This is a genomic window from Dyadobacter sp. CY343 (assembly GCF_021390335.1).
GTDB lineage: Bacteria > Bacteroidota > Bacteroidia > Cytophagales > Spirosomataceae > Dyadobacter.
Genome location: NZ_JAJUXK010000005.1, coordinates 250,375 through 272,698 on the forward strand (window position 1 = coordinate 250,375; position 22,324 = coordinate 272,698).

The window sequence follows — 22,324 nt, forward strand, 5'->3', positions numbered from 1 at the left end:
TGTGTTGATGAAGAAAGATGTTCTATTGGTTCTGCGTATTGATATTCACTTTTTCCAGATTTTCTCTCGCAGGTCCCGTCAACACAACTCCATCTGTATCAAATCTCGCCCCGTGACATGGGCAATCCCAACTTTTTTCGGCATTGTTCCAGTTCACGATGCAGTGCGTATGTGTGCACACAGGATTCAATGCACTTACCCTGCCATTCTGATCTTTATAAATAGCCAGCTTCTGATCATCAAACTCGACGATCTGCCCGCTATTAGCTGGTATTTCAGAAATCGATTTGATTTCCTCTATCCCGAAACGGTCACCTATAAACCGCGCCGCTACGTCTGCATTCTCTTTCACAAATTCAGTGAAACCTGCGATGGGCTTAATGCGCCCCGGGCTGTACAAGTCTTCGTCGACGCTTTGCCCGTGCAATATCAAATCGCTGATCACCATCGCTGAAACCGTTCCAAGGATCATGCCGTTTCCGTTGAACCCGGTGGCCGTATAAATCCCCGAAGAAGCGCCGGGCAGCTGACCAATGTAAGGAAGTCCGTCGGAGGGAACGTAGTACTGCGCCGACCATCGCGCGACCACTTCTTCCACCTGATAACATTGTTTTGTATATTCGATTAAATCGGCAAATGACTGTTCAGGATCTCCGTGCGCCGTTTTATGATCGTGCCCGCCGACTACGAGATATTGCTGACCGTCGGTAGTATGTGTACGGAAATAGTGGTAAGGCTCCTGCATATCATAGATGAGTGCGTCAGGATAAGCTCCGTCGGCCAGGGTTGCGGCGATCACGTAGCTTCGGTAGGGTGCATTCCTAAAATGCAGGACATTTACCCCGCCCGGCGGAATGTGGGTTGCGTACACCACCGTTTTTGCCTTGATCTGCTTATCTGCCGACTTCGCCACGTGGTGGCCGTCCTCGGAATCCACTCCTTCAATAAGCGTATCATTAATAACGACGCCTCCTTTTTCTACAAAATGCTTTTGCAGGGCACTGATATACTTTAATGGGTGAAATTGTGCCTGTCTGTCGAAAACAACAGCTTTTTGGTAAGGAACCGGAGCGGGCGCGTGTTCTGCGATCTTCGCACTTACACCTGCACTTAATGCACTTTCAAAAAGTGTGTTCAGTTCGTCTGTTTCCTGATCGGTTTCAGAATAGACGTAACCGTTTTTCCACTCAAAATCACATTCTATATTGTATTTCTGTACCAAACGATCGATCATAGCTACCGAGCGGGCAATCGATTCTGCAAACTGTACGGCGGCTTCTTTTCCGAAGTCCTTTTCCACCTCATCATAAGTGGTATCGGCAAATGTGTTGATGTGCGCGCTTGTGCCGCCTGTCGTTCCGAAGCCGGGACTATGTGCATCTACGATCACACATTTCTTTCCGCCTTCCTGTAATAGCAGCGCCGTGGTAAGCCCCGTAATGCCTGCACCTACGATCAGCGTATCGTAGAGGGTAGAAGGGTCAAATTCCCCATATTCACCCGGCGTGCCCGCACTTTTCTGCCATAAACTTTCTTGAAAACCATCCCGGTGAAACGGCTTATTAATTATACCATTACCGTCAAATAAACTGCTGTTGTTTTCCATGCTGATGTTTGTTGATGCTGATAATTCGTGCACTCCTATTCAAATATTATACCTGCGTTTTGAGCGGTAATAGCTGACCAGATTGGGGAAAAGGCGGTTTTTGTTGCCTGGCAAAGTTTTTGATAGGCCGCGGCTGCCAGTGTTATAGTGGCGTATAGTCCCTGTGACAACCGGCATTTAGCTTTATTCTCACCAACGTAATTTAAAAGGATGCATATTATTAGAAATGAAGTGCTCGAGTCGCCGGATTCCATGAATCTGGATTTACGTCCCGGATCGTCGTACCCGCTGGGCGCTACCTGGGACGGGGAGGGGGTTAATTTTGCGGTGTTCTCTGAGAATGCCACCAAGGTGGAACTCTGCCTTTTTGAAGGACCGGAAGCCGAGGCGGAAAACGTGAAGATTGAGATTGAGGAGGTTACACACCATATCTGGCATGTGTATGTGCCCGGACTGGAACCGGGACAGTTATATGGATACCGCATGCACGGACCTTACGAACCTGAAAATGGGCACAGGTTTAACCCCAATAAACTGCTGATCGATCCCTACGCAAAAGCATTGTCTTCTACGATTAAATGGGACGATTCACTGTTTAGTTACGAGATCGGGAACGAGCAGCAGGACCTGTCTTTCAGTGAGACAGACAGTGCGGCTTTTATCCCGAAATCGGTTGTGACAGATCCGAATTTCGATTGGGAAGACGATGAGTTGCCCCGCATCCCTTACCACGACACGATCCTTTATGAAGCGCATGTGAAAGGATTTTCCAGGTTGAATCCACATATTCCCGAAGATTTGCAGGGCACATTCGCCGGGATCGCACATCCGGCCAGCATTCAATACCTGAAAGAACTGGGGATCACTGCATTGGAATTGCTCCCGATACATCACTATGCTGCCGACAGGCATTTGCAGGAAAAGGGACTGACCAATTATTGGGGTTACAATACGCTGGCTTTTTTCGCGCCCGATGTCAGGTACAGCAGCGGCGGGACGTTGGGCGGACAGGTGACGGACTTCAAGAATATGGTCAAAGCGCTGCACAAGGCCGGTATCGAGGTGATTCTGGATGTGGTGTACAATCACACGGCCGAGGGTAACCAGATGGGCCCGACGCTCTCCTTCCGGGGGATTGATAATGCGTCGTACTACCGGCTCAGTCAGGAAGATCCCCGGTATTATATGGACTACACCGGGACGGGCAATACCCTCAATACCAGGCTTCCAAATGTGCTCGCACTGATCATGGACAGCCTGCGGTACTGGATCACCGAAATGCATGTGGACGGTTTCAGGTTCGACCTGGCCTCCTCACTTGCACGAACACTCCACGATACAGACACGCTGAGCTCATTTTTCAATATCATTCACCAGGATCCGGTTATCTCTCAGGTAAAGCTCATCGCCGAACCCTGGGATATTCATGAAGACGGATATATGGTAGGCAAGTTTCCGGCCGGCTGGGCAGAGTGGAACGGAATGTACCGCGATTGTGTGAGAGACTACTGGCGCGGTGGCGAAAGTAAGCTCCGTGAGTTTGCGCAGCGATTTACAGGCAGTCCCGACCTGTACCAGGGCGGATACCGAAGCCCAATGGCAAGTATCAATTTAATCACCGCTCACGACGGTTTCACCCTGCACGATCTCGTTAGCTACAACGAAAAGCACAACGAGGCGAACGGGGAGGATAATAACGACGGTGCCAATGACAATAACTCCTGGAACTGCGGCGTGGAAGGACCGACCGACGATCCAGGTATCAACGCATTGCGGGATGAGCAGAAGCGGAATATGCTGACCACACTTTTCCTGTCTCAGGGTGTGCCTATGCTCGTGGCCGGCGATGAATTTAGCCGGACACAGGGTGGTAATAACAATGCCTATTGTCAGGATAATGAGATTTCCTGGCTCGATTGGGAAAATGTGGATACAGAACTGCTGGAATTCGCAAAAGGTATTATCTGGTTTTGTAAAGAACACCCGTCCTTCCGCCGGCGCCGGTGGTTCCAGGGGTTGCCGGTTACGGGTTCCGACATCGAGGATATCCGCTGGTATTTGCCGGAAGGCGAACTGATGCCAGAGGAAAGTTGGGAAGTGGACAATGCCAAATCACTGGGCGTTTATCTGAACGGGAAGGGTATCAGGTGTGTGAACTATGACGGCAGGAGGCTGACAGACGACAGTTTTTACATTATTTTCAATGCCCACGACGAAGCCCTCGAATACGTGCTGCCTCCCGACAGGTGCGGAAAGCCGTGGCACAAAGTGATCGATACGAGCGATGGATTCATCGGTGAAGATGGAGAATCCTTTGCGCAGGGAAGTAGCATTACCGTACAGGACCGTTCTGTATTGGTACTAAAATGCCGGGAGGATTGACCCCGGTGGAACGATTTTGTTATAGCCCTAAAACTCACCAAAACAACAAATTATGAAAACGTTAGTAAAAGTAGTATCAATGGTTAGTCTGAGCATGCTTTTAAGCCTTGCAGCCTGTACCAGCAAGACAAATGAAGAAGGAGCAGGTATGGATTCTACCGAAATGGATAATACAGAATCGGGTATGGGAGTCGATACAATGGCAACCGACACAACCAGCAGACCTTTATAAGAACCAGTACCAGGAGCATATTCAGCCGCGAAACTTCCGTGTGAAGTATCAGGCTGAATATGCTTTTTTATTTATGTGAATTGATAACCAATCTATTTGCAGCTATGAAAATCGGGGAGAAGCTTTTAAAACTTTTAAGCAAAAAATACGAACCGGAACAGATGCTGGATCGAAGGTTTGAACGCTATGATATCAGTTTTAAAACCGATTCCGAAGGCAACCCTATTCTGTTATTTATCGGTGAAAGAGGTGTTGACGGAAATATCCGGGGCGAAAGATTTGTAAGGGTACTTGTGCGGGACAGGGACGGGAAGCTTTTGAAAGACCATTGGGATGCAAAAGGCAAGACGTAAATCGCTTATTTATTCGTCAGATCCGGCAGAAGTGAATTTAGCGAGGCCAGCACATAGTCCATATCGGGTTCGCGCAGCCAGTCAATGGTTTGATGTAAGTTTGTATTCAATGGCCCCCAGCGCTCGGGCTCTCCATCCATACTGATTACAATGCTGGGCGTGCGGGTAGCAGCCGCAATATGAGAAACGCCGGTACAGTTGCTGATGAGCAATTTTGATTCCTTCAAAAGTTGCGCGATTTCACCCAATCCCGTTTTTCCAGTGAGGTCTAGCGCGGGGTATTCCATTAGTTCCAATACCTTTGAGGTGATCTCAGCTTCCTCTTTTGTTCCTGTCACCACAACCTTATAACCTTTTCCTGCACAAATATCAGCTGCACACGCAAAGTGCGAGGGTGGCCACTGCCGCCAGGAGCCACGGCTTCCCGGATGAATACAAACAAATTGCTCCCGCTGCCAGAAAGACACCGATTCGTTTAAATGCTTCGCTTCGGATTCACTAACCGGAAATTCCAGCTCAGTACCTTGTGAAGGAATACCCAGGTTTTCCAGCATTTTCAAGTGGCGCTCTATCTCTGAGATTCCGGTCGGATATTCGAGATAGTGATCACTGTTCCGATAGTTACCTTGGCTGTGGAAACCGGCTACGGGTCCGGCCCCGAGATTTTCAAGCATTTCATTCACAATATTTCCATTTCCCTGCATTTGCAGGATCAAATCGAATGCTTCCGCCTGCATTTGCGTTTTAAATGCATTCCATGCATTGTCGTCCACAACTTGTTCCGGGAGACCTTCATAGGCTGGAAAATGAATAAACTGATCTATATAGTTCGAAAATCTGGCGCAAAAGGAGCTTGCCCAGGGCAGACCTAATAAGGTAATTTCGGCATTTGGATAGCTGTGGCGCAAAGCACGGAGCGCAGGAACCGAGCATAGCATATCGCCGAGCTGCAATGCCCGGAAGACGGCAATTTTTCTCGTGGTGGCTACCGGAAATTTCATAGGAAAAAAACTTTATAACGCAATGCGCCGCGCAGTGTCCAGTACACCGACAGATAGGGTATTAGTACCGAGGTAACAACCATTTCCAACCGGTGCTGCAATGAAGGATCGGTTCCCCTGAGTCTTTTAACCATAAAACTAACCACTGCAAACAGCCAGCTCAGAAGCGCAAGAGATAAGACCAGCGGTGCTTTCACAATCATCGCAAAAATGGCCACAATACTCGCCAGGATGATCACATAGTAATTCCAGACTGGCCCATTTGCTATTCGTTTTCTGTAAAAATCAGGGTGTTTTTTAAACAAAAGTGCATTGAACATACTCTTTTGCTGATCGCGCAGGCTAGATCCCCAGGAAGTTTTACGCACCGGGTGACAAACCATAGCCTCCTGAATCTGTATAATAGGAACCTCATTTTCCAGCAACCTGAATTGCAGATCAGAGTCCTCGCGCCAGGCTACCGGAAAATCCTCGTCAAACCCTTTGACCCGTTCCAATGCAGCGCGCGTACAGGCGCAGTTGGCTGTGATGAACTCTGCGGTAGACAAATGCGAAACGTTCTTCTCGTAGTCTGTGGGCTTTTCGGGAACCGGAACTTCCACTTTGCCGGTGAATGCGATTACTTCCTTTAGGCTATGCATGTAGCTATGCCAAAGTCCGGCCAGCCAGCCGGGTGAGGGAATGCAATCGTCGTCCGTAAATGCCACCAGTTCGCCGGTACTGTGTTTCCATCCATAATTTCGCGCCGCCGCCGGGCCGCGCTTTTTTTCAAGTGCATGAAAATAAACCGGAAAGTGAGGGTATTCGCTTTTCATACGGTTCACAAGTGACTCAGTCGCCGGATCCGGTCCGTCCGAAACTACATTAACATCGAACGAAAAGTCCGGGCAATGCTGTGCCGCAATTGCTTTCAGGCAATTTTGCAGCAGCGCCGGGCGACGGAACGTAGGAATCACCACACTCACATTCGCAGCCATTATTTTTCCAGAATAAATGAGTTAATGATCAATGCATCAAAAGGTGAAGTCCAGAAGCACTCGATCGCATCGCGCGGCGTGCACACGATCGGCTCTCCGCGTGTGTTGAATGAGGTATTTACCAGAACAGGTACGCCGGTAAGTGCCTTGAATTCTTTGATCAGATCGTAATAAAGGGGATGTTGATCCTGGTTGATCGTCTGTACACGCGCTGTACCGTCAGTATGCCGTACCGCAGGGATCTGGTTTGCTTTTTCATCTTTTACCGGAAATACAAAAAGCATAAACGGAGAAACGCGCGCATCTTCAAACCATTCATCGGCATCTTCCTCCAAAATCACGGGCGCCACTGGCCTGAAATCCTCGCGATCCTTGATATTGTTAAGCCGCGCCTGCATATCGGGGTGGATCGGCGAAGCAAGGATCGACCGGCTGCCCAGTGAGCGCGGGCCAAATTCCATCCGGCCCTGGTACCAGGCGATAATTTTATCCTGAGCCAGAATTGCCGCCGTTTCTTTGGCGACATCGGTTAGTCGCTTGTAAGGCATTTTAGCCCAGATCATAAATTTCTCAATATCATCATCTGAATACTCAGGGCCCCAGTACACGTGGTTCATTTCAGCGGTATACCGGCTCTCTTTGCTTCCGTTTAGTGAAACATCCAGCCACTGGGCTGCTCCCAGCGCGGTACCGGCATCACCGGCGGCAGGCTGTATCCACACATTTTTGAATGGGCCATAATCCCGGATCACCGCATTCATCACACAGTTCAAAGCCACGCCACCCGCCATGCAAAGATTGTCCATATTGGTTTGCTTGTGCAGCCAATTAACCAGTTTCAGTACCGTTTCTTCCAAAGCCTTTTGGAGGGAATGCGCGATATCGTGGTGCAGCTGCTCAAAAGGATCGTCCTTTTTACGGCCGCGGCCCCACCACGCTTCGGGCTCAAATTCATCTATCGTATATTGACCATCGTTACCTACGTGTATCACAGACCGGAAGTCGTCGAGGTACACCGGTTTTCCATAGGAAGCCAGCGCCATAACCTTGTATTCGTCGGAAGAATGCAGGAAGCCGAGGTAAGTTGTGATCTTTTCATAAAGCATCCCCAGCGAATGCGGCATATCGACCGATGACAGTTGCACCAGTGAATTTCCCTGGCCGATAAAATAACCGGTAGTCGCTTTTTCACCCCTGCCATCGAGCGTCAGTACGGCCGCCTGCTCAAACGGGGACGGAAAAAACGCACTCGCTGCATGCGCGACGTGGTGATTCACAAATGCCCACTTTTCGTTCAGATTACCGGCATTACTCAGCCGCTTTTGCAAATGGTGCGGATAACCGTCGCGAAGTTGCTCGGGCGCTTTTCGGATGTAGTTTAAAAACAGGGTATCCCAGCCGTTGTACACGTCTGCCGCAGCCAGCACTTCGGTATCGGACAAGAGATCATCTTCGTAAACAGAGGATTCATTTACACCCTCGGGATCGAAAGAATAGGCGATCCGATCCACTTCTTTCATCGTGATACCCGCAGTTTTGAGGCAGTAATCAATGGCGTGAAAGGGGAGTTCCCAGGTAGAAAAGGGAACCGGGCGTTTGCCGTGCTTGATATGTGTAAACCGTTCCTCTTCGGCAGCAGCGATGATCTTGCCGTCTTTTACAAGTGCAGCAGCGGTGTCGTGGAACGCTGCATTAATTCCGAGAATATACATGAGCGATATGTCAGGTTTAAAATGCAGCCCCGGCGATACAAGTATGATGCCAGACAAGTTGGTGTGCAGTGACAACTCCGAATTTCAACACTTTTACGCAGTCAAATAATGGTGTAAACAAGTGGCCCTATTATGTGAAAAGGACAATCGTATAGAAACAACCGGAATTCGGATTTTGTAGATTTCAACAAGTGTGGATATTCTTCCATGCCCAAAGCGGGGCGCAGTTGCGGACAAGGCGCGCCATTCGGGATGAATTCATTCCCTATATAGAAGCGTTTCGTAAATGCCTGATATTTAGGGAAGCGTTTGTGTCAAGTGGCATTGTTTTTTACAAGCGGCGATCTGTCCAAAGCGAAATCGCACTAAAACATGAATGAAATTGACGTCGCAAACCGAAGGCTGAGAATCTTCACCTGGCATATTCACGGGAGTTACCTGTTCTACCTTTCGCAAGGCGATTATGATATTTTTATTCCGATCAAGAACGAAAAAACAGAAGGTTATTACGGCCGGGGTGAAACGTTTCCCTTCGGGGCGAATGTGATCGAAGTGCCTGCCGCGGAGGTCAGGAACATGCAGTTCGATTGTATTCTCTTCCAATCAGAAAGGAACTTCCTGATCGACCAGCATGAAATTCTGTCCGACTCGCAGAAAACACTGCCCAGGGTATACGTGGAGCACAATACACCTGAAAAACATCCCACAAATACCCGTCACGTCCTGGATGATCCGGCTGTAACGCTGGTGCACGTAACGCATTTCAACAAGCTCATGTGGGACAGCGCCGGCATTCAGCGGGTAAAAGTGATCGAGCACGGGGTTTGCATTCCGCCGGTTAACTACCAGGGAGATATCCCTCGCGGCATCGTGGTGATCAACCACATTGAACAGCGCGGGAGAATCACCGGCTGGGATGTTTTCGATGAAGTAAGGAAGCACGTACCGCTTGACCTGATCGGAATGGGAACATCCGGGTCGGGTGGGCTGGGAGAGGTTCTGAATCCGCAACTGCCCGAATTTATCAGCCATTACCGGTTTTTCTTCAACCCTATCCGTTACACGAGTTTCGGCCTCGCAGTCTGCGAAGCGATGATGACGGGAATGCCGGTGGTTGCGCTGGCTACTACCGAGTATGTGACTGTGATCGAAAATGGCAGGTCCGGATTCATTGACACAAACATTGAAAAGCTGATCGAAAATATGAATACGCTGATCGCAGACCCATTTTTAGCGCAGAAAATGGGCCAGCAGGCAAAACAGGTAGCATTGGAAAAGTTCGATATCCGTCGATTTGCCAGCGACTGGGAAACAGTCTTCCGGGAAACGATCCAATTAAATTTCCACAATCATGAAAAGGAAAATAGCATTTATCAGTGAGCACGCGTCACCTCTGGCTGTATTGGGCGGGGTAGATAGCGGTGGACAAAATGTGTACGTGGCCGAGATTTGCAAATCCTTAGCTGCCCTGGGTTACATCATTGATATTTTCACCAGAAAAGACGCCGCTCTGCCGCAGGTCGTGAACTGGCTTCCCGGTATCCGCGTGATCCACGTCGATGCGGGCCCTGCCCGGGAAGTTCCGAAAGAATCCCTACTGGGGTACATGGGAGAATTTACGGATAGTATGGTCCGTTTTATTGAAAGAAACCGGCTTGATTATGAACTTGTGCATGCCAATTTTTTTATGTCGGGACTGGTGGCTTCTGATATTAAAAAACGGCTTGGGATACCATACGTGATCACTTTTCATGCGCTGGGTAAGATCCGTATGATCCACCAGAAAGAAAAGGACGCATTTCCGGTGGCGCGGCTGGATATTGAGCAAATGATCGTCAACGACGCCGACTATATCATCGCCGAATGCCCGCAGGACAAGCAGGACCTGATTGAACATTACAATGCGGATCCGTCGCGCATTACTATCATCCCCTGCGGGTTCAGCTCGGATGAATTTTACCCGGCCCCGAAAATGGAGGCAAGAAAGCGGCTTGGGCTGAAAAAAGATGAAGTGGTACTGTTGCAACTGGGCCGGATCGTACCCAGAAAAGGAATTGATAATGTGATCCGCGCGATGCGGTTTTTGAAAAATATCCCTAAGTTAAGGCTACTGGTGGTAGGTGGCCCTGATGAGATTCCCGATTTTTCACGGGACGCCGAACTCCGGAGGTTGAAAGGGGTTGCAGAGCAGGAAGGGGTTTCTGCGGCTGTGGAGTTCGTCGGTCGCAGAAGCAGGCAGGAACTTCGGCACTATTACCAGGCGGCCGACTTTTTTATCTCAACACCCTGGTACGAACCGTTTGGCATTACGCCGCTCGAAGCGATGGCGTGCGGTACGCCTGTGGTCGGGTCCGATGTAGGCGGGATTAAATATACCGTTTTACATGGTCAGACCGGTTTTCTAGTACCGCCACACAACCCTGAGCAACTTGCCAATGCATTACTGGAAGGAGTGTCGTGCCCGAGAAAATACCAGCAGTTGCGTGAAAACGCATTGAAGCGGGTGAATGAAAACTTTACCTGGACTAATGTGGCCAAAAAAGCGCATCGCCTTTACAGCCGCATCGCAAGCGAGCGTGTTGTTACGCCATTCTATCTGGTACAATTGAAGAAATTTAAGAGAAAAGCAGTCGCAGAGCCCGCTATAGGTATCCCTGCGTATGCTATCCCGTAAAGTTTGACGTCAGCTGCGGATCGTTTCGAAGTTATTCTTAACTAATCCGCCTGTAAATGGTTTCGGTCGCTTTACTTTCCTGCCCTTCGGGAGAAATATTGTATGCGGTAATAGTCAGTTGGTTGGGTTCATTCAGCTGAAATACCGTACGCCAGCCCCAGGGGACAGGAATATCCGGCCCGCCGTAACTTCCCAGAACCGAAAATCCATGTTCGACCGAGCCGCCTTCCGAAACCATGATCGCCGTTCCCATGTGGAAACTGTCGATCCAGGAGATCTGAAATTTTTCGTTGGCAATATCATACCCGATCGTCGCCGAGCCTTCAAAACTTTTACCGCTCATGCTTCCGTGGTATTGATATAGCAAAAACCGCCCGTCCAAAATTGGCTTAATACTGCCTCTCATCGGCGATTCGTCCGCCACCACATCCGGCTCAAACCAGGTTTTGGTAGCGCCTTCCCAATCACCAGCCATCGCATGAATATGCTGGTGAATACCTGACTCCAACGAGATCTCAAATTTACTTTTGCTCATATTAATTGTGTTCGGTTTGTCGGATGCTAATGTAGGGATTGTTGGAAAATGTTGAAAGGGGAGTTTGCCAAAACAGGTCGTCCCGCTGGGGCTCTTTTTAATATGTTTACCGCAGCGCGATGTCAGCCGCAGCACGGCCCCCTTTGATGCTGCGTCAGGAAGCTCCGCCGGAGCTGAATTTGATTCCCTGCCTGGTCTGCTAGAAACAGGTTGCCCCGCTGGGGCTCTTTCTAATATGTTTACCGCATTGCGATGTCAGCCGCAGCGAGGCTCCCTTTTGATGCGGCCTCAGGAAGCTCCGCCGGAGCTGAATTTGATTCCTGCCTGGTCTGCTAGAAACAGGTTGCCCCGCTGGGGCTCTTTTAATATGTTTACCGCAGTGCGATGTCAGCCGCAGCGCGGCTCCGTTTTGATGCGGCCTCAGGAAGCTCCGCTGGAGCTGCATTGGTTTCCTGGCTTGGCTAGAAACAGGTTGCCCCGCCGGGGCTCTTTTAATATGTTTACCGCAGTGCGATGTCAGCCTCCGCGCGGCTCCGTTTTGATGCGGCCTCAGGAAGCTCCGCCGGAGCTGAATTTGATTCCTGCCTGGTCTGCTAGAAACAGGTTGCCCCGCTGGGGCTCTTTTTAATATGTTTACCGCAATTTTTAATATGTTTACCGCAATGCGATGTCAGCCGCAGCGCGGCTCCCTGTTTCTAGCGATAGATCACACCCAAGTGCATTAGCCCCGGCGGGGCTTCCTGTTTCTAGCAAAAAATCGCGTGGAATTGTATTGGCCCCGGCGGGGCTTCCTATTTATGCGGCTACGGCTCTAGGAAGCTCCGCTGGAGCTGCATTGGTCTCCTGGCTTGGCTAGAAACAGGTCGCCCCGCTGGGGCTCATTTAATATATTTACCGCAGTGCGATGTCAGCCGCAGCGCGGCTCCCTGTTTCTAGCGATAGATCACGCCCAAGTGCATTAGCCCCGGCGGGGCTCCCCGTTTATAGCAAAAAATCGCGTGGAATTGTTTTAGCCCCGGCGGGGCTTCCTATTTATGCGGCTACGGCTCAGGAAGCTCCGCTGGAGCTGCATTGATCTCCTTGCTTGGCTAGAAACAGGTTGCCCCGCAGGGGCTCTGTTGTTGTGTCTTGGAATTCATAGCTACGGCAGGTTATCGTAGGCCCTTATATTTCCATTTGAAAAACCAACCAATTTTCTCAATTTACGGCCGTGCGGTTTATTTATGTTTTTGTATTAATGCGATTCAACCGATACTATTTACTAAAACTTAAATACCTGCTGCCGCTTTACTCGATACCAGCCTGGGGCTCGGTGCTGGTGCTGGGGGTTTTGCGATGGTGGCTGTTTTTGGGGAAATATCCAATTGTTGAAATGGACGAGGATATCTGGCAATACTGGATACCTGCGTTCTTTCCCGCCATTCCTGTGCTGGTTTGGTTGAAGCCGCGTTTTAATAGGTTGTACGTTGGTAAAAATGGCAAAAGGCGCCACGAACTGCCCGAGGCTATTGCCTGGTTGACCATCGCGCTGATGCTGATTTTTTCACAACATTACCTTACTACTTCGACAGCGATTTTGCTGGAAGTGGAAAATGTGAAGGAGATTGGCAAGCAGCCGCGCACCCGGTATTACAGAATTAAGTCTTTCGCCGTGCACCGTCCGATTGGCGGCGTATACTATGCATTCAGGACATCCGGAAAGTTCAACGGGCAGCTCAACATGCACATCTTTTTCGCTCACCCGATCCTTACCCACAAGCGACAGCCGATCACGATGACGCCATTGTACTGGTACGGGGTTAAATTTCACAAGCAGATTGGCAACCTGAGCAGCAACGCAACAAAGCAACAGAAGTTTGAAAAATTCTTCCGTGAGTGCGTAGCGAAAATGGAGAACTATGATTTTTACCACATTGATCATTTCGAGCACAAGCCTGCTTCTTTCGATAGGAAAAACTTTCGCCTCGCTGTGGGTAACGCGTTGCATAAGCGTATTAATAACGATTTTATGATCCTTCAACCCGTTTTTAAATCTCCCGAAAGCCGGAACGCTGGTATGTTCGCCTGGATCCTCGGAACATTTCTCGTCGGAGCCGCGGGATTGGCGCTTGGACTTAAAAGCGGCCACCGCTAGCTTTTGAACATTTACTATATTTACCTAAACCCTGTTGAGCCGATAGGTAAATCAGATACCAATACCTGTTACTTTGCCTGCCATGTTACGGAAAAAACTGCTGCTGATCTGCTCGATGATCGTTTTTGCGAATATTGCATTTGCCCAGAACAAACCTAATATCCTCTGGATCACAATTGAGGATACTTCTCCGAAGTTCATCGGCTGTTATGGAAACAAGGACGCGCGCACGCCGGCAATCGATCAGCTGGCAAAGGAAGGAGTGCGTTTTACCAATGCTTTTTCTACGGGGACCGTGTGTTCGCCGAGTCGCACTGCGCTGATTACAGGTGTCAAAACTTACGAAACGGGCACGGGAAATCACCGCAGCAACTACGCGTTGCCGGCCGGTATGCATGGATTCCCGTATTACCTGCAACAGGCCGGCTACCACACTTCGAATAATGCGAAAACGGATTATAATGTGCTCAATGAGAAGCAGTTCATCGCCAATGCGTGGAACGAGAGTTCGGGCAAAGCCGGCTGGTGGAACCGGAAACCCGGGCAGCCATTTTTCTCAGTTTTTAATTATAACGATTCGCACCAGTCGCGGACAATGACCGATGCTTATCCCAAATACGTGAAGAATGTTTTGGATGAACTGCCTGAAAACGAGCGAATCGCAGAGAATGCTTTTGATATGCCGCCGATCTACCGGGATAGTCCTGAAATGCGGAAGCAGGTGGCGCGGGTATACAATTCACTCAAACTCACAGATAATAAAATCGCCAAACTGTTGAAAAGGCTCGACGACGATCACCTGCGCGACAGTACCATTATCTTCTTCTTCGGCGACCACGGCGAGGGAATTCCGCGCGGCAAAACAAATGGGATCGACCTGGGTTACCGGGTACCTTTCGTGATCTGGTTCCCGCCGATGTACAAGCACCTTTCACCCTGGGGTGAGGGCGGAGTTGTTACGGATGAACTGATTGATTTTGAAGATCTTGCGCCGACATTGATCAGTCTGGCTGGCGGAAATATCCCGGATTACATGAAAGGCAGAAAGCTCATCGGCCCCGATCATTCTCCCAAAACCGACCACCTGGTACTCTCTTCCGACCGCTCGGATAATGGGATCGATATGGTCCGAAGCTTGACCGACGGCAGGTATATGTATTCGCGGAACTACATGCCGTTTATGCCCGAAGCGAGGTATATCCGGTATATGGAAATCTCGGAAATGAAGCAGCAAATGCGGAAGGATCTGGCGGAGAAAAAGCTGGACAAGTTACAAAGCAGCCTCTTCAACGATCGCCCCGCCGAATTTTTATTCGACCTCAAAAACGATCCCTGGGAGACCAAAAACCTCATTGACGATCCCAAAATGAAAATCGTGGCCGAAAAAATGAGGAAGCAGCTGAGCACCTCACTTCTGAAATCGCGCGACGTGATGTTTTTGCCTGAATATGAAGTTGCGCTGATCTCGGAGAAAGGGAATGCTTATGAATACCGGTTGTCCGATGAAAATTATGCATTCAAAGAGATATTCGCAGCGGCTTCATTGTCGGGAAAGCGGGGGAAGGATATTGCTGCGCAGCAGGTTAAGCTTTTAAAGGACTCCAATAAAATTGTGCGTTACTGGGCCGCTTTGGGCCTTCGATCGCAAAGTGCGGCTGTTTTGAAATCTTTCCAAAAGGAGATATTAGCAGGAATGTCAGACCAATATCAGCCAGTTGCTATCACTTGCTCGGCGATTAGTTATGCTATTTTTAAAAATGAAAGTGCGACTGAAGATCTTAAAAAGTCAGTCGACTCGGAGAATGCCGAACTGGCTTTGATGAGCATTAACTACTTGCTGTATGTGACTGATAAAGATCCATTTATCGAAACGATCAGGCGCGTGCAGAAAACGGAGAACCGGTTTGCAGATGAATCGAAAAGTCGTAATTATAAAGTGAAAGCGGCTTGTATGGATTTTCTGGGCAGTTTGGGACTGGTACCCAACAACCCCGATTTTGCAGAGTAAAACCAGAAAAGTCGGCTAAAAACCGAATTTCAAAAGAGATATGATATATATTGGAATTTTATATATTAATCCTTTTGAAAATGATAGAAGTGTATCGCCGCAGGATCGCAGAAAATCAGGTGAAGTTTGACCACGATTCTAAATTGCTGAGCAGTCTTTCTCTCGTCCGGCTGATCGTATTCGTTGGTGCGATCTCCTGCATCCTGATCATTGCCAGTAATCGCCTCGCTTCGCTGCTCGTTTTTGTCGTTCCGGTATCGGCGTTTGCGTTTGGGTTGGCAGTAAAAAGATACAACCAGGCGGCTCGGGAACTGCGGCACGTGACACTCCTGCGACAGATCAACGCGCAGGAAATCAGCCGCCTGGAAAATAAACTCGCCGATTTTCCTTCCGGGCAAGCTTTCATCAAAAGGGAACATCCCTACATTGCCGACGTCGATATTTTCGGTACACATTCCCTCTTCCAACTTCTGAACAGGACTACGACCGAAGCGGGACAGATCCGGCTGGCGGAGTGGCTGGCTGAGCCTACTTCGAAGCAAATAATACTGATGAGACAGCAATCAATACAGGAGCTGACCCCGAAAATGGACTGGCGGCAGGACTTGCAAGCCGCAGGAATGCCTTTCATCAATCCCAAAAGCAGCTACGATAAACTGCTGAAATGGAATAAAGAGCCGGTCAAATTATTGCCTCAACGGCATAAATACCTGCTTATTAGCGTTGTATTGGGCTTTTTGGCGCTGGCAGCATTTGCATTTTTTATCCATCATTTGAGCGAAGTGCTCAGTAATGAGAAGCAGTTTTCAATATTTAGTATATTTCCGCTTTTGGTCAGTCTTACTGTCAATGGGCTGGTATTGAAAAGGTTGAAGAAAACTTCTCAGGAAATTGTCGAACACCTGCTTCACAATGTTCCGGTACTCGCAGGCTACGAGGCGCTGATCAACAAGATAGAGGCGGAGACTTTCCATTCGGAAATGCTAACAAATTTGCAGGCAGTATTTCGCAGTAATGATTATTCAGCGGCGGCGGAGATCAGGAAATTGAAGCGGATCCTGGAATTATTAATGCAGCGTGGAGGCAAAGGTCCGATCGGCGGAAATGCATTTTATGCCATTTTTAATCAATTCTTCTTGCTGGATATTTATTTTGGTTTGCTTACAGAATCTTGGAAAACCAATAATAAAGCGAACCTGGTCAACTGGGTTTCGGCGATCAGTGACTTCGAAGCAATTTCCAGTCTGAGTGGATTCGCCTGCTCCAATCCTTCCTATCAATTTCCTGAAATCAACGACGTACCTTATCAGATTCATTTTGCACAACTTGGACACCCGCTGATCCATTCCGAAAAACGGGTTTGCAACGATTTTCAGCTTGCGGGTGACGGTTCCATTATGATGATTACCGGATCGAATATGGCGGGAAAAAGTACGTTTTTGCGGACCATCGGGGTTAATATGGTGCTAGCATTCATGGGCGCTCCGTGCTGCATGACGAGCGGCAGTGTGTCTCCGGTGCGGCTTTTTACCAGCATGCGCACGCAGGATAACCTGGAAGAAGGCGTTTCTTCCTTTTATGCAGAGCTGCTGCGGATCGAGCAGTTGCTGAAACTGGTGGAAAGCGGGAAGCCTGTTTTCTTCTTATTAGATGAAATGTTTAAAGGCACTAATTCGCAGGACCGTTACAAAGGCGGCATTTCCCTGATCCGGCAACTCAGCGAACTTCACGCGTCCGGCATCGTTTCCACACACGATCTGGAACTGGCCCGTGCCACGAGCGAGCATCTTCCGGTTCGTAATTTTAGTTTTAATAGCCAGGTAACAGGAAGGGAAATGCATTTCGACTACAAGCTGACAGAAGGTTTGTGCCTGGATTTTAATGCCAGCGAACTAATGCGTAAAAGCGGGATTAAGCTAATTTAATGGCATAATTTTTATGTAACTTATCCCACTTTTTTTATAATATTGGTCAGCTCTTATCTTTTTCATTTTTCATCAACTCAAATGCTATGCGTAATTCTTATACCCTGATTCAGGTTGTAATCCTCTTTTTTATCAGTATCAACCTCGCATCTGCGCAAGCCAGGGAAGTTTCCGGCGTTGTGCAAACTGCAACCGGCGAGGCGCTGCCCGGCGCTACTATCCTGATCACCGGCACGAATACCGCCACAATCGCCGACGCCGACGGGAAATTCACTATTGCGGCGGCAAATGGTCAGGTTTTGCGGGTTTCATTCATCGGTTACCTGGCTGCCGACGTGCCAGTTACTGACCAAACTACCTACACGATCCAGCTGAATGAAGACGCGCAAAATCTCGAAGAGTTTGTCGTGATCGGTTACCAGTCAGTGCGGCGATCGGATCTCACAGGGGCTACCGGCATTATTGACGCACAAAATACCAACAAACGTATTGCCCGCTCCGTGCCGGAAGCTTTGCAGGGCATGACGCCCGGAGTCGCAGTCCGGAATGGCGGCGCGCCGGGGCAGGAGGCGGTAGTGAATATCCGCGGATTAAGTACGCTCTTCGGCAATGCCAGCCCGCTTTATGTGATCGATGGGATGCTCGCCGATGCGAATACGACGGTCAACCCAAATGATGTAGAAACGATCCAGGTTTTGAAAGATGCTTCTGCGGCAGCTATTTACGGTTCGCGCGCGGCTAATGGCGTTATTATTATCACTACGAAAAAAGGAAAGGAAGGTGCGCTGAAAGTGGATGCATCGGCCCGCGTGGGTATTTCTTCACTTCCCAAACGCTGGGATATGATGAACGCGCAGGAATATGTGGCGACCAATACCCGCGCTTACCAGAATGCAGGGTACGCTTTGCAGCCCGGCGTGGCGAATTACAATGGGAATGTGAATACCAACTGGGCAGACGAATTGCTGCAAACGGGTAGTATTCAGGATTATAATGTGAGTTTATCGGGCGGAGGGAAAGATAGCAAGTACCTGATCTCCGGCTCGTATTTCGCCGATGAAGGCATTCTGAAAGCCAGGAATTTTGAGCGGGCTTCTGCACGAATCAATACAGAGGCGACGCGTAATAAGTTTACTTTTGGGGAAAACCTGATGATTTCAAATACCATGCGGAACACGCCGTTCCAGGGTGGTTTTGCCGAGGGAAATGCGTGGTATGATATGTGGACCAGCCTGCCGATCATTCCGGTGCAAAGTCCTGATCTGGTAAGTACTTCCAACCCCGGCGGCTATGGTTTTGGTTCTTTCAATACGCGCTCGTTTTCGAGAAACCAGGTGGCGATCAATGATATTACCAAAACTTCCTACAATTTTTTCAAGGTTTTGGGAAATGCGTATGTCGACTATAAGATTCTGAAAAACCTGACCTATCGCTTCAATGCAGGATTAGAAACGAGTTTTGATAAAACCAATAACCTGCGGAAAGACGGACTTTGGTACTGGAACCAGTCGCCCGAATTCAGCAGTATCGGTGAAACGCGGGCGCAGTTCCTGAGCTATTTGTTTGAACACACCCTGAACTTCAATTTTAACTTTAATAAACATACCCTGAATGGGGTAGTGGGCTATACGCAGCAAACGATCCGCACAGACGATGTGGGCGGGCGGCGATTGCAGCTTGGCTTTTACGGCGGCGAATACTTCACGACGATCAACTCGGCCAGCGGCGGCATGACATCGACCGGTACCCGCTCCCAAACGCTCATCAATTCTGCATTGGGCCGCCTGAATTATAATTATGCTGAAAAATATTACCTCACATTCACTTTCCGGGCCGATAAGGATTCCCGCTTTTCACCTGCACACCGCACCGGGTATTTTCCTTCGGCGGCTGCTTCCTGGAAGATCAGTAATGAGGAGTTTTTCAAATCGGATATCGTTTCCGAGCTGAAACTGAGAGGATCTTACGGTGTACTGGGCTCCGCGAACCTGAGCAATTATCAATTTACAGGTTTCTTAAACCAGGCGCCCCGGGCGGTTTTTGGTTCGGGTCAAACGGAGTTCCCGGGTGCAACGCAGGCCAGACTCGTTTATGAGGATATTAAATGGGAACAAAAAGCGACTACCAACCTCGGCGCGGATCTGGTTTTGTTTAACAATAAGCTGGCAATTACCGTCGATGCATTCCGCTCTGTTGCCAAAGACGTTTTGCTATCTCTTCCGCTGCCGGCTTACATCGGTAACTTGCAAGGCGATCCGCTGGTGAATATCGGGTCTATTGAGAATAAGGGGATCGAGCTTGATTTTGCTTACCGGCAAACTTCCGGTCCATTCACCTGGAGTGTAGCGCCGAATTTCAGCATTATCCGCAACAAAGTCCTCGAACTCGGTAACCTCGGTGTTGATGAAGAAACGGGCGAGCCGCGGAATTATATTCAGTCGGGCAATACACGCTCGCAGGTCGGCCGCTCGATCGGGGAATACTACTTGATTGAAACCGACGGACTTTTCCAGAATAACGAAGAAATCCAGGCGCACCAAGCGCAGGCGGCTTATGCGAAACCCGGTGATGTCCGCTATGTAAACCGTATCGATCAGGGAACAAATGACGATATCAATGACCGCGACCGCACTTTTGCCGGCAGTCCGTGGCCGAAGTTTACCTCCGGGCTGATCCTGAACGGAACCTGGTCGGGCTTGTCGCTGAATGTGCAGTTTTATGGTGCATTTGGACAAAAAATATATAATGATGTAAGAAGGGATATTGACGGAATGGGCTACTCCAACTACCGCCGCGGCATTAACCCATGGACCCCGGAAAATACGAACACCGACTTCCCAAGACTTGGCGTTTCGTATTCTACCGGCGCAGCGGGCGACCCGGCGAGTGCAGACAGGGGTATTGTTTCAAATGTCCGCGGAAACACAGATCGCTGGCTGGAAAACGGTTCTTACCTGAGATTGAGAAATGTGGAGCTGGCTTACGCTATTCCGCAAAGTGTGACCGAAAAGCTGTCTGTAAGTAATGCGAGAGTATATGTGAGCGCACAGAACCTGCTGACTTTCACTAAATACACCGGACTGGATCCGGATGTGGTAGGGGCTAATTTCAACCTGGAACCGGGCGTCGATCTGGGCGGGTATCCTTCTGCACGCATCATTTCTTTCGGCCTCAACCTGGGTTTCTGACCACCCGATTTTTACTCAAAAGACATCGACATGAAAAAGATATTTTTGCTTGCCTCACTCATTTTGCTGGTCACCACCGCCTGCGACCGGGATTTCGATCAACCTAATCCAAACAATCCCACTATCGCTTCTTTCTGGAAAAGCGAGACGGACGCGATCAAGGGCATCAATGCGGTTTATAGTACTTTCCACCGTTCTGCTACCCTGTATTCGCGCTTTTTGTTCTACCACGGAATGCTCCGTTCAGACGAAGGTTACGGCTCCGGCGGGGATATTACGCTGAACAATATCATGAGTTTCAACCAGACCAACTACAACGAAGGGCTCACTGCCGGAACTTGGCAAAACCTGTTTATCGGTGTATTTCGCGCAAATCAGGTATTGGCTTATGTGCCTGGTATTGAAATGGATGAGGCTTTGAAAAACCGCATTATCGGCGAGGCGAAGTTTCTCCGCGGGCTGTTTTATTTCAATCTGGCTTTGTACTATGGTCGGCCACCGCTCATGCTGGAACCTTCCGAACCTACCGACCGGCCTGCAAATGCGACCAATGCAGAAGCCTGGGCTCAGGTGGAAAAAGACCTGTCGGAAGCCGCACCTGCATTGCCGCTCAGCTACACGGGCGACGATCTGGGCCGTGCGACACGCGGAGCAGCGTTGGGCCTGCTTGGGAAAACATATTTGCAACAAAACAAACACCAGGAAGCTGCCAATACTCTCGCGTGGTTTATTACGGGCGAAGGAAAAGGTTTGTATACATTGACCGCCAACTACCAGGACAATTTCAAAGCTTCCACCGAAAATAACAGTGAATCTGTATTCGAGATACAGTTCCGGTTCAACCCAAATGAGAATACCGACGATGATGTGGACGAAACGCGGATCAACAACACCGGCACTTCGATCGCCCAGTTTTATGCGCCCCGCGGCGTAGGTTTTTCTGACGGTGGTGCGCGCCGGTGGCTGGTTAATGAATTTGAAAAAGAAAATACCGCACTTGGCATCCGCGATCCCAGACTTGCAGCGACGCTGCTATTTGATTCCACTGACGTCCGCGGGCCGCAGTTTACGATGGTTTATGGCCAGACTTTCGCTTCCCGCTATGGTACATCTGGCGGTGAAAGCAGTGCGGTATGGTTTAGAAAACAATTGAATGACAATGAAGCCGGCAGGACCGAGGAAGGTTTCCGCTCGCCCAATAACCACAGGTTGTTACGTTATGCGGATATTCTGCTGATGTACGCGGAAGCGCTGAATGCGATCGGGCAAACGGCCCAGGCATACCCTTATGTGGATATGGTGCGTGTGCGTGCCGGTTTGCGGCCGCTCACGGTTACGCGCCCCGGCCTTTCGCAGGCGGCATTCCTGTCGCAGATCAAGCACGAACGTATTACCGAGCTTACCGGCGAAGGCTGGCGATTTGCAGATTTGCAGCGCTGGGGCGAGCTGGGACCCGAGCTGGCTGTGCGCGATCCGGAGTTTACCAACTTCGTAAAAGGCAGAAATGAGTGGTATCCTATTCCGCAATCAGATATCGACCTTAACCCCAACCTGACGCAGAATCCGGGTTATTGAGCCAAATACCTTAAATTAGTCA

General features: G+C 49.4%; 16 protein-coding genes. 11 read left to right on the forward strand and 5 right to left on the reverse strand.

Going from position 1 to position 22,324, the window contains the following annotated elements:
- Positions 1-22: 22 nt before the first annotated feature.
- On the reverse strand, positions 23-1,606 hold the full coding sequence (locus LZG94_RS18795; protein WP_233793337.1) for an FAD-dependent oxidoreductase: 1,584 nt from the start codon (positions 1,604-1,606) through the stop codon (positions 23-25).
- 210 nt (positions 1,607-1,816) lie between these two features.
- On the opposite strand from LZG94_RS18795, the gene glgX reads away from it, so the two are divergent.
- From glgX to LZG94_RS18810, 3 genes are all read left to right on the forward strand, one after another.
- A complete protein-coding gene (gene glgX / locus LZG94_RS18800) occupies positions 1,817-3,988 on the forward strand; it encodes a glycogen debranching protein GlgX (protein WP_409013323.1) in 2,172 nt (723 codons plus the stop codon).
- Positions 3,989-4,040: 52 nt separating this feature from the next.
- Positions 4,041-4,220, forward strand: coding sequence for a hypothetical protein (locus LZG94_RS18805; RefSeq protein WP_233793338.1), 180 nt, complete (start codon positions 4,041-4,043; stop codon positions 4,218-4,220).
- Positions 4,221-4,324: 104 nt separating this feature from the next.
- Positions 4,325-4,573 (forward strand): hypothetical protein, encoded by a 249-nt coding sequence (locus LZG94_RS18810; protein WP_233793339.1) that lies wholly within the window; start codon positions 4,325-4,327, stop codon positions 4,571-4,573.
- A 5-nt stretch (positions 4,574-4,578) separates the two neighbouring features.
- Here LZG94_RS18810 and LZG94_RS18815 read toward each other — a convergent pair whose 3' ends face one another.
- The 3 genes from LZG94_RS18815 to LZG94_RS18825 are packed head-to-tail and all read right to left on the reverse strand — an operon-like array spanning position 4,579 to position 8,263.
- Positions 4,579-5,574 (reverse strand): glycosyltransferase family 9 protein, encoded by a 996-nt coding sequence (locus tag LZG94_RS18815; protein WP_233793340.1) that lies wholly within the window; start codon positions 5,572-5,574, stop codon positions 4,579-4,581.
- Positions 5,571-6,551 (reverse strand): glycosyltransferase family 2 protein, encoded by a 981-nt coding sequence (locus LZG94_RS18820; protein WP_233793341.1) that lies wholly within the window; start codon positions 6,549-6,551, stop codon positions 5,571-5,573. The genes LZG94_RS18815 and LZG94_RS18820 overlap by 4 nt, the downstream gene beginning before the upstream one ends.
- Entirely contained in the window at positions 6,551-8,263 is a 1,713-nt protein-coding gene (locus LZG94_RS18825) for a carbamoyltransferase C-terminal domain-containing protein (protein WP_233793342.1), read from the reverse strand. Before LZG94_RS18825 ends, LZG94_RS18820 begins: the two co-directional genes overlap by 1 nt.
- Positions 8,264-8,635: 372 nt before the next feature.
- Between LZG94_RS18825 and LZG94_RS18830 the strand changes: the two genes are divergently transcribed.
- Positions 8,636-9,643: a glycosyltransferase family 4 protein gene (locus LZG94_RS18830; protein WP_233793343.1), complete on the forward strand. Its 1,008-nt coding sequence runs from the start codon at positions 8,636-8,638 to the stop codon at positions 9,641-9,643.
- Positions 9,615-10,937, forward strand: a complete 1,323-nt coding sequence (locus tag LZG94_RS18835) for a glycosyltransferase family 1 protein (protein WP_233793344.1) — start codon at positions 9,615-9,617, stop codon at positions 10,935-10,937. Before LZG94_RS18830 ends, LZG94_RS18835 begins: the two co-directional genes overlap by 29 nt.
- A gap of 37 nt (positions 10,938-10,974) precedes the next feature.
- Here LZG94_RS18835 and LZG94_RS18840 read toward each other — a convergent pair whose 3' ends face one another.
- Positions 10,975-11,472 carry a DUF1579 domain-containing protein gene (locus tag LZG94_RS18840; protein ID WP_233793345.1) on the reverse strand — a complete coding sequence of 166 codons (498 nt, stop codon included), beginning with the start codon at positions 11,470-11,472 and terminating at the stop codon, positions 10,975-10,977.
- A gap of 235 nt (positions 11,473-11,707) precedes the next feature.
- On the opposite strand from LZG94_RS18840, the gene LZG94_RS18845 reads away from it, so the two are divergent.
- The 6 genes from LZG94_RS18845 to LZG94_RS18870 all read left to right on the forward strand — a co-directional run bounded on the left by LZG94_RS18845 (position 11,708) and on the right by LZG94_RS18870 (position 22,302).
- Positions 11,708-12,100, forward strand: coding sequence for a hypothetical protein (locus LZG94_RS18845; RefSeq protein WP_233793346.1), 393 nt, complete (start codon positions 11,708-11,710; stop codon positions 12,098-12,100).
- A 609-nt stretch (positions 12,101-12,709) separates the two neighbouring features.
- Entirely contained in the window at positions 12,710-13,606 is an 897-nt protein-coding gene (locus LZG94_RS18850) for a hypothetical protein (RefSeq protein WP_233793347.1), read from the forward strand.
- A gap of 82 nt (positions 13,607-13,688) precedes the next feature.
- Positions 13,689-15,614 carry a sulfatase gene (locus LZG94_RS18855; RefSeq protein ID WP_233793348.1) on the forward strand — a complete coding sequence of 642 codons (1,926 nt, stop codon included), beginning with the start codon at positions 13,689-13,691 and terminating at the stop codon, positions 15,612-15,614.
- Between the two features lie 80 nt (positions 15,615-15,694).
- Entirely contained in the window at positions 15,695-17,539 is a 1,845-nt protein-coding gene (locus LZG94_RS18860) for a MutS-related protein (RefSeq protein ID WP_233793349.1), read from the forward strand.
- Between the two features lie 86 nt (positions 17,540-17,625).
- On the forward strand, positions 17,626-20,727 hold the full coding sequence (locus tag LZG94_RS18865; protein ID WP_233793350.1) for a TonB-dependent receptor: 3,102 nt from the start codon (positions 17,626-17,628) through the stop codon (positions 20,725-20,727).
- Positions 20,728-20,757: 30 nt separating this feature from the next.
- Positions 20,758-22,302 (forward strand): RagB/SusD family nutrient uptake outer membrane protein, encoded by a 1,545-nt coding sequence (locus tag LZG94_RS18870; protein ID WP_215231740.1) that lies wholly within the window; start codon positions 20,758-20,760, stop codon positions 22,300-22,302.
- The last annotated feature ends 22 nt before the right edge of the window (positions 22,303-22,324 follow it).

Excerpts from the sequence above, each read along its gene's own strand:
- LZG94_RS18795 (WP_233793337.1), bottom strand. The coding sequence starts at position 1,606 with ATGGAAAACAACAGCAGTTTATTTGACGGTAATGGTATAATTAATAAG.
- glgX (WP_409013323.1), top strand. The coding sequence starts at position 1,817 with ATGCATATTATTAGAAATGAAGTGCTCGAGTCGCCGGATTCCATGAAT.
- LZG94_RS18805 (WP_233793338.1), top strand. The coding sequence starts at position 4,041 with ATGAAAACGTTAGTAAAAGTAGTATCAATGGTTAGTCTGAGCATGCTT.
- LZG94_RS18810 (WP_233793339.1), top strand. The coding sequence starts at position 4,325 with ATGAAAATCGGGGAGAAGCTTTTAAAACTTTTAAGCAAAAAATACGAA.
- LZG94_RS18815 (WP_233793340.1), bottom strand. The coding sequence starts at position 5,574 with ATGAAATTTCCGGTAGCCACCACGAGAAAAATTGCCGTCTTCCGGGCA.
- LZG94_RS18820 (WP_233793341.1), bottom strand. The coding sequence starts at position 6,551 with ATGGCTGCGAATGTGAGTGTGGTGATTCCTACGTTCCGTCGCCCGGCG.
- LZG94_RS18825 (WP_233793342.1), bottom strand. The coding sequence starts at position 8,263 with ATGTATATTCTCGGAATTAATGCAGCGTTCCACGACACCGCTGCTGCA.
- LZG94_RS18830 (WP_233793343.1), top strand. The coding sequence starts at position 8,636 with ATGAATGAAATTGACGTCGCAAACCGAAGGCTGAGAATCTTCACCTGG.
- LZG94_RS18835 (WP_233793344.1), top strand. The coding sequence starts at position 9,615 with ATGAAAAGGAAAATAGCATTTATCAGTGAGCACGCGTCACCTCTGGCT.
- LZG94_RS18840 (WP_233793345.1), bottom strand. The coding sequence starts at position 11,472 with ATGAGCAAAAGTAAATTTGAGATCTCGTTGGAGTCAGGTATTCACCAG.
- LZG94_RS18845 (WP_233793346.1), top strand. The coding sequence starts at position 11,708 with ATGTTTACCGCATTGCGATGTCAGCCGCAGCGAGGCTCCCTTTTGATG.
- LZG94_RS18850 (WP_233793347.1), top strand. The coding sequence starts at position 12,710 with ATGCGATTCAACCGATACTATTTACTAAAACTTAAATACCTGCTGCCG.
- LZG94_RS18855 (WP_233793348.1), top strand. The coding sequence starts at position 13,689 with ATGTTACGGAAAAAACTGCTGCTGATCTGCTCGATGATCGTTTTTGCG.
- LZG94_RS18860 (WP_233793349.1), top strand. The coding sequence starts at position 15,695 with ATGATAGAAGTGTATCGCCGCAGGATCGCAGAAAATCAGGTGAAGTTT.
- LZG94_RS18865 (WP_233793350.1), top strand. The coding sequence starts at position 17,626 with ATGCGTAATTCTTATACCCTGATTCAGGTTGTAATCCTCTTTTTTATC.
- LZG94_RS18870 (WP_215231740.1), top strand. The coding sequence starts at position 20,758 with ATGAAAAAGATATTTTTGCTTGCCTCACTCATTTTGCTGGTCACCACC.